A 14750-nucleotide genomic window follows, 5' to 3' on the forward strand; every position below is an offset into this window, starting at 1 on the left:
TCGTCATTTGAACTCTCTAAGTCATCGTGTAAGTTGTTGTCATCATTAACTAAAGTCAAAATCGAAACCTCCAGTGATTGCAAGATCCATCGTAAATTCTTCTCGAATTATTTCTTGCTTATTTTCAACATTTTCGACAATCAAGAAGTAACTTTGCGTTTGATCATACACTTGGTCCGCGATTACAAAGCGTTTCTTAATAATTCGCTTACTTGGATTTTGGTCATCACTAAACGCATTAATAACTTCCGTAGAAGAAATGACGTCACCCGCTTGGTCCACAAACTTCGCTTCAAACGTAGCGCCATTCACATCGGAACTAATTGGTTGCAATTGGTTAAAGCTGACAATAATAGTTCGAGAAGTAATGCGGTGTGGGACTGGACTCAGTTGAACTTCCACAGTTTCAGATGTATCTGCCCCACGCTTTGAGTGAACAGCAATCACCGGCACAATCATTTCTTGTGGCGAAACACCGCCGTGAACGTAATTTTTACCAGCCCCTTGCGACATAAAGACGTTTGCGGAAGTTGGATAGTACACTATTTCCTCTTGGTCATTGTCCAAAACATCACTAATCGCCACTGAATCAACGCCCGTCTGTTCAAATTTTTCTTTCGAAACGGCGTATCTTGGTGCTTTTTTCATAAAGTTAGCTGGCTTAAGATCAATCTTATCTGTGGTGTCCAGTTCGGAATCACGATAAATAAATCCATGATCCGCAGTCACAATAAAGTTTGTGCGATTTGCGCTTCTTAACCGCTTGATAATTGATTGAATTTCGCTGACAGTCTGAGCAGTCGCTTCGAACGTTTTACGTTCGGTTTTTGCATTGTCGCTAATTGCATCAATGCCGTTGTGATATACGTAAATAACATCTTTACCCACGAATTCAGACTTTAAGTCTTCCGTTTTGGTACTCATCACCTTATCTGCAGCAATCGTCATTGATTTAGCATTGCGTTTTTGCAAAACCAACTCTCTTGAAGCCAAATCTGTTGCTTTAACACCATCCACCAAAACCGTAGGCACTGACGCATCATACGTCAGCTCTTCATGAGGAAGTAATGACGGCATACCGAAGTATGTCACCGACGGCACGCCGGTAATCATATAATCAACTTCAGCAGATAGTTGATTTTCTCTATTAATAAACTTCGCTAAATCTTGTCCTGCCTCAAACCTCAATGCATCAGAAACAATTACGACAACTGGATTTTTGCTTGAAGCAACCTTGTTTCGATAGAAATTTCTCTGCAATTTTTGTGATTCAATGGACTTAATATCATACACATCAGACCAGCGCTTAATCATCGGGTTCAAAAAGCCATTTAAATAACTTTGTTCTACACGTTGTGCAAGCGTATCAAACGAGTCAAACAATTCAGAATCTAACGTCCAACGATAGTCAACAAACTTACGATATGATGTATCGATATTAGCAAGCCCGCTTTTTGTATCCACATACGCTTCTGCAAATTTTTCTACGTTTTCGTAATCACCAAACGCTTTACCAGCTAATACTGGTACCGCCTTTCGAATCATCTTGTACGCCGATTCGTACTCATTCGCATACATCGTATCCTGTCGTTCATGAGTCAAGAAACGTAAATCAACCCCATTAGGCTGAAGCTCTGAGTTCACTAAACTAGTAGCAGCCCAATCCATGATTTTTAAATCAAAATTTCTAAATATATCAGATTTAATCAAATCATTCATCTCGACGTTTTTAAAAACCGATTCTCCGTTAATAAATTGCCAGACTTCATCGGCAATTTGTTTCATACGAGACGTGAAATTAGCCATATTCATCAATTGCGAAACTGCAGCTATAACATTAGTCTTCGCAAACGATTGATAAACATTTACTTGGGAAGGAAGATCCAGTTCCATTTGATCGAATGCCGTAATAACAAGCATACCACTTAACAATTCTTTCAACTTCGGCTCTGAAGTAAAATAACCAAATTGGCTACTCATTCCTTGCCAAAAGTGATCATAAACATTGAATTTTTTAAACTCATTCAACGCTTGATTATCTTCTAAGTCCGTTTGAATAACCGACTTAAGAATGTCCAGAGATGAAATGCCGTTAGCCTTTGCAAGAACGGCTAAAATAACAATAACCGGATTGTTAATTTTTCGTTCTTTAGTTAACGCCTTAAATTTATTAATGCGCTCCTTATTTCCGAAGAACTTCATGTTGTCCACAACAAACTGTTGGTGTTTCTCTTCCAGTCCTAATTCTTCACGAAGCATTACAGTTGCGTCCGCTGTAAATTCAACCGAGTAGCGTTCTACATCGGCCATTAAATTTTGTGATAAGCCAGGCTTTTTTGCAGGCGAATATATTAATGCAGCTTCCCCATTCTTCTCAAGACTCAAAACCTCTAACTTAGTCTTAAATTGTTCACCCGGAAGCATTTCAATTGTTGTTTGAGTCAATTGCGCAGTGATTTCTCCGATATTATCTGCGAAATCCGCATTTGCGTCATACCAAAAAACAAACTGTTTTCCTTGCGCGAATAACGTACGAATCCGTTCAACAATCTCCCCTGTATTTAATTCAACCATGTACTGATACTCATTCCTTTTATACGTTGTCCCGTCATAAACGGTGTTTAATTCATTATATCAAAATTAGTCAGCATTCCCTATTATCACATATAAATTATCGTTCACCCCCAGCTATCACGATGGGGTCATTAAGGACTTGATTGATGGTATTCCAGAGAGTGACTTTGATGTGCAGCTTGAAGGTCAAGTTGAAATTATTGGCTGGCTCTACCAGTACTATAATGAAGAACCTCATAATGCAGTAGTAAATATAAATGGAGGTACTGTCAAAACTAATGACATACCTGCAGCCACACAACTATTTACTACTGACTGGGTTGTTCGATATATGGTTGATAACTCATTGGGAAAATATTATCTTGAACGTAATGCTCATTCAGAGTTAGGAACTCATCTAGAATTTTTACTTCCTGATAGCTTGGAGATGGTTTCTGATGATTTAGACGTTACCCAAATTAAAGTAATTGATAACGCAATGGGTTCAGGACACATTCTCGTGTACGCATTTGATGTTTTGATGAAGATGTATGCTGAGCAAGGGTATTCGTCTCGCGAAGCATCAAGCCTAATTCTTGAAAACAATTTATTTGGATTGGAAATAGATAAACGCGCTTATCAACTGGCTTACTTTGCACTTATGATGAAAGCTCGCGAGTATAATCGTCGAGCTTTAACTTCGAATATTTCACCAAAGGTTTATGTTTTTGAGGACACTTCAAACATCAATGACAACTATTTCGAAAGTCTACCTGTGTCTGAATCTAACATTCAAGATTTGAAATACATTGTGTCTCTTTTCCATGATTCACGTACGCTAGGATCAATCATTCAAATCGATAAACCTGTAAAAACAGGTAATTTGCGAACAGTTCTAACTAACATTCCACAGGACACTTCGCTAGACTTAAACAACACTCGTGAAATTACTTATCAACTATTGCGTCTGTTAGACATAGTTGAAACAATGCAAAACAAGTACGAAGTAGTCATCACGAACCCGCCATATCTAAACAAAATGAACAAGGTCCTGAAAGAATATGTGAAAACGCATTATAAAGATTATTCAAGTGATTTGTTTTCCGTTTTTATTTGGCACAACATCAACATGACAGTGACCAACGGATATGCCGCATATATGACTCCATTTGTATGGATGTTCATAAAGAGTTACGAGAATTTGCGAAAGTCAATTTTGAACACTAAACTAATTTCTAGCCTGATTCAAATGGAGTATTCTGCCTTTGAAGAAGCTACAGTTCCTATCAATACGTTTGTTTTAAAAAATTCAAGCACATCGGAAAATGGTGTGTATATTAAATTGTCTGACTTTAAAGGTGGCATGGACGTTCAAAAAGTGAAAACATTAGAAGCGATTGAAAATCCCGATGTTGATTATCTATATCGAACTAACCAATCGAATTACATCAATGTACCTGGTAATCCAGTTGCTTATTGGTTACCTGATGCAATGTACCAAGACTATCGAAATGGTACGCTGCTTGGGGAAGAATATCCGGCAAAGAAAGGATTAGTTTCAGGTGATAACAAAAAATTTATGAGATTGTGGTTTGAACCAAAATTCAGTAGCATTTCATTTAAATCAACTACAAAAGATGGCGTAGAAAATAATAAGCTCTATGTACCGATGAACAAAGGCGGATCTCGTAGAAATTGGTTTGGCAATATCGAATACGTAATTAAATTTGATGATGAAAATTATAAATTAATTCAAAATAATCACGGACATCGTTCGCCAGAATATTATTTTAGTACGGCAATGACTTGGTCCGCAGTAACTTCTGGTAAGCCTTCGTTTAGGTATTCAGGTGGCGGATTCGTAGGTGGATCGGGCGGGTATAGCATATTCTTGAAAAATGATAACAATTCATTCGTCTTGCTTGGCCTACTTAATTCCAAAGTAACCACGTTCATTTTAAATGCGCTAAATCCTACCATCAATATTCAAGCTGGTGATGTTCAAAGAATCCCAATACTTCCGGCCCTAAACCCTCTTAACATAGAAACTAGGGTCAAACAATCGATTTCAATTTCAGAAAATGATTGGAATTCTTACGAAACTGCTTGGAATTATTCGAAACATCCTTTTGTTCAACATATCGATGAACATAATCGAAATTGGAACCTTAAAGAAGCTTTTGAAGTGTGGAAAAGTGAAGCACAAGATAGATTTGATCAATTGAAGGACAATGAAGAAGAATTAAACCGTATTTTTATTGATTTATATGGTCTGCAAGACGAATTGACACCAGACGTAGCGAACAAGGATGTTTCCGTGCGCTTAGCAGACGAGGTTCGTGATATAAAGTCGTTCTTATCATATTTCGTGGGACTTGTATTTGGACGTTATTCTTTGGATGTGCCAGGATTGATTTATGCTGGTGGCGATTGGAATTCTGATCAATACAAGTCTTTCCAACCTAATAAGGATAATGTTCTGATTTTGTCTGATGATGCATACTTTAATGATTCTCGGGACATTATCAATCGTTTGAAAGAGTTCTTGAGAGTTGCATTTGGAAATGAGAATGTTCAGGCAAATCTAGAATATATCGCTCAAATTGTCGGCAAAGGTGGCGGCACCGCGGAAGAAAAGATTCGGCAATACTTCATCAAAGATTTTTATGCAGATCATGTCTCTGTGTACTCAAAGAGGCCCATTTACTGGGAATATAACTCTGGAAAGAAAGAAGGGTTACGAGCATTGATGTATGTTCACCGTTATGATGCCGACACAACAGGAATGATAAGGACGGACTATTTGTTGCCACTTCAGGAAGCCTATGAAAACGCACTGGTCAATTTCGAATCACTTGTTGAATCAGAAACAGTAGCAAAGATTCGTAAGGTTTACGAAAAGAAAGTAACTCGTTTAACAAATCAAATTGATGAAATGAAAATGTTTGATCAAGTATTGCAACACTTAGCGACGGCACGAATTGAAATTGATTTAGATGATGGTGTGGTCGAAAATCATGTAAAGATCCAAGACGGACAAAAGTTGTTAACAAAAATAAAATAGTGGAAAAGGAGATTCCAAAATTGGAATCTCCTTTTTTGTGCCAAATATTGTGCCAATTATTTTATAGCTTGAAGAAGGATTATTATTTTGTTATCGTCCTGTTCTTCCATTTCTTTAATAATGTGCAAGTATGTCTGCTGTGTTGTGGTAACATTGCTGTGGCCTAGTCTCTTTGACACAGAAAGGAGATTTACCCCGCTGTACAACAAAATTGATGCATGAGTGTGTCTAAGTCCGTGAAACGGAATTCTTGCGATGCCTAATCCATTCAATTTGGAAGAGAGAATCTTATTTATTTCGGCGCTGACGATGCTATGACTGTTATATACGAAAATTGGATTCGTTTCCGGAATCTTGTGATGGCTGACAAATTTGTGAATAGCTTTAATTGTCTCGGAATCTACGACGATGTCCCTTTGAGATGATTTCGTCTTAGTTGGTTTGAATCCACTATTAAACTTATAGTCCCAAGTTTTAGTTATTGAAATTATATTGTTCTGGGTGTCTATGTCAGCAGGAGTTAGTCCTAATATTTCGGCGAAGCGCATTCCGGTCACGATTGCAACGTAGATTACAAGGTCTTCTAGCATATTTAAATCAAGATGTTTAACAAGCAGCTTGGTCTCTTTGTAGTCTAATGTCATGCGCTGCTTGCGAGGTGGAGTCCCGTTAATTACAGTTTTTCTCGTGGGATCAATAGAGATGATTTTTTCATCAAATGCATCAAGAAGTGCGGATTTTAGTTGCTTGTGAAATGTGTGTACCGTACGGATGCTATGTGTTTCTGCAAATTTATTGATTTTCTGTTGGTACACAGTACGAGAAAGATCAGAAAGGCGAATTCCCTTAAATAATTGTTTTGCATGTTGCAATGTATTTTGATATTTAATAAAGGTTATGTTTGAAACGGTAGGCTTTTTATACAGATTTATCCAGTGTTCGAAGTAATCTGAGAAAATCTGTTTGCCAGATTGAAATGAAATTAAATTTGGATGATTTGTTTGGAGTTGAGCTGCTGCAGAAATGGCGTCTGATTTTCTAGGAAACCCAGATTTTCGCAACTTTTTATATTTACCAGATGTATCTTTATATGAAATTTCATACTGCCAGACTGAGCCACGCTTTCGATAACTAACCATAGTTGACCTCCAAAAATATTTTTTGGCTCAAGTTTGGCACATTGCAGTGGTTAAGTATAGGGATGATATTCCAATTTCGATTATGTTCATCGATATGCATTACAAAAGGATGGACTGAAAAATCAGCTGAAGTTTCAAATGAGTCCCAATCGTGTTTGCTTATAAATATATTACTATCAACTAATATATCCACTTGGTCAGGAACCTTTTTAGGATCGAATGGCAGTGACTTGATAGTCCCTGATTCAAAGTTTAAAGTTTGTGACATGCCTTCAATAATGGCTAAAGCAGTATTTGAATTTAAGAATCCCATAGCCTTGGACAGTGTCTTAGAATCTGTTTTATCAAACAAAGACATTCCAGCAACATCAAATAAGGAACCCGAATTTAGTTGCCTGATAGCAATCTTTCCGGATGAAATTTTAGACCAAGTGAGCCCGATTTTGAAATAATAGTCAGAATTTCTCATCACTGAGTGTGAGTCTGAAATAAGTTCACGACCTTCATCTCCCCAATACAGGTAGTCCAAAATGTTTCCATACCATTTTCGGTATTTTCCACCTTTATTATAGGGAACCCATTTAGTATCGAGATTATTTAACTCGAACCAATACCGTAGGTAATGAGCATTATTCCCAGTTGTTATACCATTACCACCGCCAAAGTACGTGCCCAGTGGTGGGAGGACGTCAAAGGATTTAATCAAATTATTTGAAAGCCAATATGAAATTCGATGTTCAGGTATTTTTTTAAAAATCGATTGGTTAGTTCGATAAACGTTCTTTGATTCCGTCGAATTTACAGCATTAAGATATGCAACTTGCTTCTTTTTTTGTGAGTCGTAGTCTACCAAACGAACAAAAGCCCCAACGTAATCGGACATTTGTGTATTTTGCATTACAAATGCCGTTGTTTGAACAACCTCTCCGCCTATTTCTTCGAAAGCTTTAGTTCCGAGGTGAGCCATATTAATAATAGATTGCTTATTAATTTTATTTCTTAAGCGTTCAAAACTAGATAAAAACATCCACTGATGCTGAGTAATCATAGCATACAAACCATTTGAACCAACAAACTTTGCAAGTCGTTCAATGAACACGGCAAATAAATCAGACTTTGAGTCAACATAATTTGATATCACATAGGCCTTTAAATCTTTTGGCATTTTGCTAGCTTGCATATATGGCGGGTTAGTTATAGCTATAGTAAAGCGACTACTCAAAATCTTGGCCACTGGCAACATGTTTCGAAGCGTCTGCTGCATTTTACCAGCTTCAATCGCATCAAATCCGTCTTCGTTAATAAGCAAATTTGATTTTGTTAGTTTTTGTAGTTCCTTAAAATCTATTGCTGGATTAATTTCAATAATTGACCCAAGTGAATCTCCATGTGAAAAAACAGAAAGTAATTGACGCAGAGAATTTTTTCTACCAGAAGTCAAGTGTTTCAAGGCATTTAGCTTCTTTTTATGATGCTGCAATTGGTCATCAAGCACTACTAAAATAAACCGATGTCTTCACATTGGTTTTGCAAAATGTTAGGCTTATAAATGTACAATTCTAGCGCTTTGACGCTGTATCGTAATCGTACAATTGGTTATTCAAAACCAGATAGTGCATTGTTCGTAAGAGACGTGACATCGCACCAATAGCAATTTTCTTTGTTCCCTTTGACATTGAAGATTGCTTTTTCTTTTGATACCAATCATTGATATGATTTTGATGACCATAAGTTGCCGTACTAGCAATGTTACTAATGGCTTTGAATAGCACTTTTCTGGCGATTGTATTACCTCGCTTTGTGATGAACCCAGAACTTTTATAATCACCTGAATCATTAAATCGTAAGTCAATCCCGACAAAGGCATTCAATTTGTTACTAGTCGCAAAACGATGCAAATCACCTAATTCAGCGATTAGAGAAACCACTGTTTTGTCCGAAAATCCTGGTATACTCTGATAAATGTCATATTCAGGTAAATCTTTGGCCTGATCAACCATAGTCGCTAAGACATTGGCCTTGCTTTGAGATAACGCAATTAAGCGCTGCGCATAATAACGCACCTCGGTGACATTATACGAAGCAACGGCAACAGCAGGCGCTGATAGGCTGCCAAGCGCCACTAGTTTATCAACGAGTCGTGTTAAACGCGCAACACCGATTTGACGACTGACGCTGCTTTGAATCGTATCGGATAACGTTTGTCGTGAATGCTTAGCCATTGTGGCATGAGGGATTAACGACACAATCTCCCAATATTGTTGGCTATCGGTAGTTGAAAACAAAGTTTCAATTTCTGGGAAAGTCAATTGAAGCAAACGATGTAGCCGATTTTTAGCGGACACAATATCGTGGTTTAACTGTTGGTAAAAACGACTCATATCTTGTAGTTCAATATAAATCGGATTCTGGACGTAACTTTTAGCACGCTTTAAAATGAATTGCGTTTCCGCCAAATGCTTGGCATCGTTAAGATCATTTTTGTTAGGACGTAATTGATCCAATTGCTTTTTAGCGGTCAAAGGATTCAGGTAAGTATAAGGATAATTGTGGGCCTCTAAGAAAGTTTTTAAACGTCTCGAATAAACGCCTGTCGCCTCAAACACGATATCTGGGAACGTATTAAACTGCATAATGACCGTATTTAACTGATTGAACCCAAAGACATCATGGGTGATCTTAAAATTCTGTACAACCTTACCATCAACAGCGACGGCAACTTGACTGGTTGCCTTCGAAACATCAATACCAATAACAGCGTGCATCAGTGCACCTCCAAAGAATAATTGATTGAAACAGTCACTGGCAGCCATCACCATCTAATTTTCTATACTCGACGTCTAGCGTCTAACTTACTAAGAACAAATTGTGTGGTAACACCAGTGAAACGGCCACTTTTATTCACGACATCCAGTGCCAAAAAACTCCGCGACCTATGCTTCACAACCTATTTTAGAATAAATCAAAAATAGGTGAAGACTATCTCCGTCGAGATTAATCTTCACCTTTAATGTTAGTAAGTTTTATTCCATTCGTATCAACGACATCCGCCTTCTTGATAAGCAGATCTGCGAAGTCAACTGAATCAGATATGTTTGGCACATCAAACACATTTGGCCGAATTCCTTGCGACAACACCTTACGATTGTCTTGTCTAGCTTTCATCATTATTGCAAAGTAAGATAACTGAAAAGCTCTGTTATCGATATCCAAGCCAAACAAGTTTTTTTGCAATATTAATTCTGCCGAGTCCTTCTTTGAAAAACCTTCGGATTCGTAAATTTGTTGCAAAACATCATAAGCATAAACCAAAATATGGCCTGAGCCCATGGCAGGATCAATGACGGTTATATCTTCAGGTGTAGCAAATTGTTCTGGTGTGGAACTTGAAACTAGTAGTTCTTGGTTATCAGCTGATTCTGGAAGGTAGTATTCCCAACCGAAAGATTGCGCAATTTCCTTTTCGCTTCGAGGGTCGCCTTTTTTTAATAGACCGCGTATCCAATAACGACCTATCGAATTTTCAACCATGTAGCGTACTACCCAATCCGGGGTAAAAAGCTGGGTAACTGCTGGAATATCTTCTTTCTTGTATGACTTCTTTTTAAATGCCAAGTCTTTTGGCTCTTCATTATAGTACTGGTACAGCCAGCCAATAATTTCAACCTGACCTTCAAGTTGAACATCAAAGTCACTCTCTGGAATACCATCAATTAAGTCCTTAATGACCCCATCGTGATAGCTGGGGGTGAACAATAATTGCATGTAATCACTGGTACGCTCAAACAGATAAGGCAAATTGTCATTCAATGCATTAGCTTGCTTAATGAATAGCATTGTATACGCCTTATCCAAGTCTTCTGGAATTTCAGTATCAAGTGCTTTAGCTAACAAAGCACGCTGATTGCTGTTAAATCCGTGCAAATCGTCTTCAATATCAAACGCTTCTGTCAAAATATCAGGCTCTGTACGCCCATTTTCAGATGATAGAACTCGTGTTTTAGATGGTAAATAGTCATTAACTTCCATAAATCGAATCGCAATAATTCGATTGAACCAGGTATATGCTACCTCTTCAATAAAGTCCTGAAGCACCGTATTCCAATCATCAGCTACACGTGACTTTAAGTGGCTCACTAGTTCTCGGCGTAACCTGATATCATCACCACTAATCTCGTAAGCTAACTCACCATAATACTCGATTTCAGCTGTTGATTCAGCACGTTTTTCTTGAATGCCAGCTTCATCAATACCAAGTAGCCCCAACTTATTCGTAATGTCACGAATTAAGTCACGACGTGCTTTAACGGCAAAATTATTTATTGCCCGTTTGTCCATTTTTATTTCTCGCCTTCATTAGGTTATGTACAGTCCAAGAATAGATTCTTGGACTAATTTTTTAGATGTTCAAATCAATAAATGACGTTTTCCCATCATTTAGTTGTGCCAAAACTCGTTGCTTCAATTCCGCTAGTTGCTCATCCAAGTCTGACTCAGAAGTAATGTGCCAGCTCGTTGTACCGGTGTAGTCACGTAAACTTTCGAAGCGTGGAATCTTGACTGGTTCAGCAGGTCGACTCATTCCTTCACCCTCATCCTGATTAGTAACGGGAGGCACTTGCTGCTTTGCCACTTCCGACTGCACTTTAGCCATCAATTGCTTAAGTTTTGAACTAGCCAATGGTAGCTTACCATTCAAAGTTTCTAAATCAACAGCCTTCGTAGCCTGAGATCGGATGTTTTCAATTTCAGAAATATAATCTGACGTTAACAGTGACTTTGTAGAATCGCTCAAATCAGTCTCAGAAATCAGCGTTTCTCCACGTTCTTGGTAATCCTGTACCCTCAAGATTACTCTTTGTTGTTCATCATCCAGAACCGAGTTAAATAGGTTTGAAAACTCTTCATTCTTTGCTTTAACATCTTGCACTTTCTTAGCCGTGCCTGATTTGATTAACGATTCCAAGTTGTCTACAAGTTCATTTAGCTCAACATTCGTGATAAAGCCTTCGGAACGATGATAAATATCAACATTCTTTATTCCTTGCTCCCAGATTGCTTGAGAAGATTTATTACCATAAAAGTCCTTAACATCTTTGTCTTCCATAGCTTCATGCCAATCAAGCAATTCTTCCTCCATAGACGACATTTGCGCATAAAATTCGGCCGTATCTTTCACACCCAGCAATCGCTTGAGCAACTGAATTCCCTTTTGCAATTCAACGTGCCCAGGGAATTTTGAATCACGCCCCTCGTAATCTGACAATCGGTCATATTCATACTTGATTGTTGCATCTCGCAATTCAAGCACCATACCATCGTCTGTCTCATCCTGAAAGGCGCGCTTACCAAAGACCTCTTTAGCCAGATTTTTCAACGTCTTACGTTGCTTCATCGGAATATCTTGCTTAATCGTCAATGCGAGTCTCTTTTGATTCCTTAAGAACAAATCAGCTTTTTGCTTATTAGAATAATGTTCATCCTTAACAAGGATTTTTTCACCATCACTCTCAATGTCTATTTTACCGTCAACGAACAGCTTAGCAACTAGCCATTGCGTATCAATTGGTGAGAATCCATATGGAATAGCTTGAAATTGCGAAATAATGGTTTCCAATGACACTTTAGGATTCTTTGTCAGTTCTTTAGATATCTTGTTTTTTACATCTTCCAATGCATTTTGATTTACATCGGCCGCATCCAATACAATGCCGTCATCAGATGCGAAAAGTGAAACGATGTCACGGTCTGTATGTGTCTGAACCAAATCATTTAACTTTCGGAATGTGTTTCCAACAACATTTTTCATTCCTGATTCCAAACGCGTCTTTATGACGCTACCCTCAATTTGATTTCCATTAACAAATACACGCGCCTCTGAAAGTGCATCAAGCGCATGTTTCTTAGCGGCATCCATCAAGCTTTTTCGTTCTTCTGATTGCACGCTAATCAATTGGCTAGCTTTAGAATCAAGCGAGGATGATCGGCTGAGGTACTGCGCAATTCGAATAGCCTGACGTAATTCATCAATATACTCAGCATTATTTGGTAAATCAATCACTAGAGTGTTAGCTTCTGTGCTCTCCATCTCAAGCTTCACATCAACATTATTCATGTCATTCAGTGGCGTGATGACCTTCATATTTAGTGCGTTTCGATTTGAACCTTGAAGATACTCATCCACAAATGTGTTGAACTTAAAGTTATAGTCTTTTCCCATTCCATCTGGTGTGAATGTAGTAGGCATTTCAGCAAACAAGAAATCACCCAAACTTTTATCAACATCACTGTCATTAACCATTTGCTTGTCAATTTGTCGTTTAATATCTTGTTCTGTGTTAGTAAGGAATTCATATCCCTTTGTCGTTTTTTCAACAAAACCTTGCTTAATCAGCACATTCAGTGCGTCTTCAACACGCTTACGCAATTCAATAACATCTTCATCATTGCTTGAAATCAACAAGGTTGTAATTCCATCGATATTTTTTTCGAAAGAATCAACGTGCTTCACCATGAACAACGTTTGTAGAACACGAAGGGCAAACGGATTTTTTTCTTCATTCGGATTCACCGCTTCATTTTTCTCAGCGTTCGAAATAACAATGCGGTGTTCGTGATCAATAAATCCCTCAAGCCCATCGTAGAATGAACTAAATGGAATGAGCGTACTGGTGTCGTCTTCGCCAACCTTTTCTGCAGACTCTTTGAAAATAGCCAGCATAGAGCGTTCACCTTCTGACAAGTGTTTCCCGTCAGATCCGTGTTCTCGCACCGCTGTCAAAACTGATTGCAACAGCTCGAACTGATAAGGTACGAATGGATACACGTCTGCATAATCCTGAGCAGACTTGTACTTTCGCCACTTACGTTCACTACCAAAGTTAAACTTATTCAAAATGGCTTGCTTATTGTTTTCAAAGTCACCTTCCAAGAATCCAGCAGCATCATTTGTTTTTGCGAGCAATCGCTTCTTAATTACTTCGGCAACGTCTGCAGAACTCATAGAAATCTTTGTATCAAATCGGCCTTGAATCTTTGAAAAATCAGTACCACTTAAATTAGTGGTAACCTCATCAATTGCTTGCTGAGAAGTAACAATTACCCAAGCTTTTCCGCCAGTGGCAACACCGAGCTCTTCGACAATTGTTTGAAGATTCAACATGCGCTTAATATCATCACCAATAAATTGACCAACCTCGTCCACTAGGAACACAACGTGGTGATTGTCGCCCTTAGCATTGATATAGGTAGCAACACGCTCTGCAAAATCTTTAATATTCAGTTCGTAATCTGCATAGAAATTAGGCATATCATATTGATATCCAACTTGCTTCAAAGCTGGTTCGATTGCAATTTTCGCCTCAAATGCATAACGATCACGGCCCTTCTCCCAATCATCATGCTTAGGATTCAATTCCTTATAAGCAGCCTTAAAGTCATCATATAGTCCGTCTGCAACAAGCATTTGTTCCATGTCAGCTAGCCAAAAGTTTTTGTCCGTAAAACCTTGCATCTTATTAAAGACTTGCAAAAACACGTTACGAATAGCATTTTCAGATGACTTATTGCCTGATTTTGATTCAGAGTCAATGTTAAACAAAATAACATCCGAAGGAACACTAGCTGCCAAATCCATATTAGCAATTGTCATCGGGTCAGCAACCTTATTTTGCTGCTTGAAAAATTCGACCGCACTCATGCCATCAACCTGAACTTTAGAATTCAAAAGGTATGACAAGATTTTAAGGAAGTGAGACTTACCAGAGCCGAAGAAACCAGAAATCCAAACACCCATCTTGTCTGTCGTACCGTTAATTCCTTTTTGATATGCATCAAAAAAATCAGCGAAATAACGTTGCAACTCAGACGTCACAACATACTCATCTAAATCCTGTTTAATGGTTTGGACATCATCCTGTCCCACCTTGATAACCCCTTGAATATCACGGGTAATATCCTTTTCAAAAATATCTTGAATTTTCATTTTTTCACTC

Annotated in this window: 7 protein-coding genes; 1 reads left to right on the forward strand and 6 read right to left on the reverse strand. The window is 38.1% G+C overall.

Annotated elements, in window-relative coordinates:
- Positions 1–45: 45 nt before the first annotated feature.
- A complete protein-coding gene (gene pglZ / locus FAZ25_RS08040; RefSeq protein ID WP_089998527.1) occupies positions 46–2574 on the reverse strand; it encodes a BREX-1 system phosphatase PglZ type A in 2529 nt (842 codons plus the stop codon).
- A 139-nt stretch (positions 2575–2713) separates the two neighbouring features.
- Here pglZ and pglX point away from each other — a divergent pair, with 139 nt between their 5' ends.
- Positions 2714–5617, forward strand: a complete 2904-nt coding sequence (gene pglX, locus FAZ25_RS08045) for a BREX-1 system adenine-specific DNA-methyltransferase PglX (protein WP_243236210.1) — start codon at positions 2714–2716, stop codon at positions 5615–5617.
- Between the two features lie 56 nt (positions 5618–5673).
- Here pglX and FAZ25_RS08050 read toward each other — a convergent pair whose 3' ends face one another.
- From FAZ25_RS08050 to brxC, 5 genes are all read right to left on the reverse strand, one after another.
- Entirely contained in the window at positions 5674–6756 is a 1083-nt protein-coding gene (locus FAZ25_RS08050; protein WP_100665548.1) for a tyrosine-type recombinase/integrase, read from the reverse strand.
- Positions 6749–8251 (reverse strand): Eco57I restriction-modification methylase domain-containing protein, encoded by a 1503-nt coding sequence (locus FAZ25_RS08055; protein WP_243236211.1) that lies wholly within the window; start codon positions 8249–8251, stop codon positions 6749–6751. The genes FAZ25_RS08050 and FAZ25_RS08055 overlap by 8 nt, the downstream gene beginning before the upstream one ends.
- Before the next feature lie 64 nt (positions 8252–8315).
- Positions 8316–9521 carry an IS110 family transposase gene (locus tag FAZ25_RS08060; protein ID WP_036061336.1) on the reverse strand — a complete coding sequence of 402 codons (1206 nt, stop codon included), beginning with the start codon at positions 9519–9521 and terminating at the stop codon, positions 8316–8318.
- Positions 9522–9750: 229 nt separating this feature from the next.
- Complete coding sequence (locus FAZ25_RS08065) at positions 9751–11094, reverse strand: BREX-1 system adenine-specific DNA-methyltransferase PglX (RefSeq protein WP_243236212.1); 1344 nt, start codon at positions 11092–11094, stop codon at positions 9751–9753.
- A gap of 61 nt (positions 11095–11155) precedes the next feature.
- A complete protein-coding gene (brxC, locus tag FAZ25_RS08070; protein ID WP_100665544.1) occupies positions 11156–14740 on the reverse strand; it encodes a BREX system P-loop protein BrxC in 3585 nt (1194 codons plus the stop codon).
- Positions 14741–14750 lie beyond the last annotated feature (10 nt).

The sequence above is a fragment of the Leuconostoc sp. LN180020 genome (assembly GCF_014844115.1).
GTDB classification, from domain to species: domain Bacteria; phylum Bacillota; class Bacilli; order Lactobacillales; family Lactobacillaceae; genus Leuconostoc; species Leuconostoc citreum.

Coding starts and splice junctions, on each gene's coding strand:
- pglZ (WP_089998527.1), bottom strand. CDS start 2,574: ATGGTTGAATTAAATACAGGGGAGATTGTTGAACGGATTCGTACGTTA.
- FAZ25_RS08065 (WP_243236212.1), bottom strand. CDS start 11,094: ATGGACAAACGGGCAATAAATAATTTTGCCGTTAAAGCACGTCGTGAC.
- FAZ25_RS08050 (WP_100665548.1), bottom strand. CDS start 6,756: ATGGTTAGTTATCGAAAGCGTGGCTCAGTCTGGCAGTATGAAATTTCA.
- brxC (WP_100665544.1), bottom strand. CDS start 14,740: ATGAAAATTCAAGATATTTTTGAAAAGGATATTACCCGTGATATTCAA.
- FAZ25_RS08060 (WP_036061336.1), bottom strand. CDS start 9,521: ATGCACGCTGTTATTGGTATTGATGTTTCGAAGGCAACCAGTCAAGTT.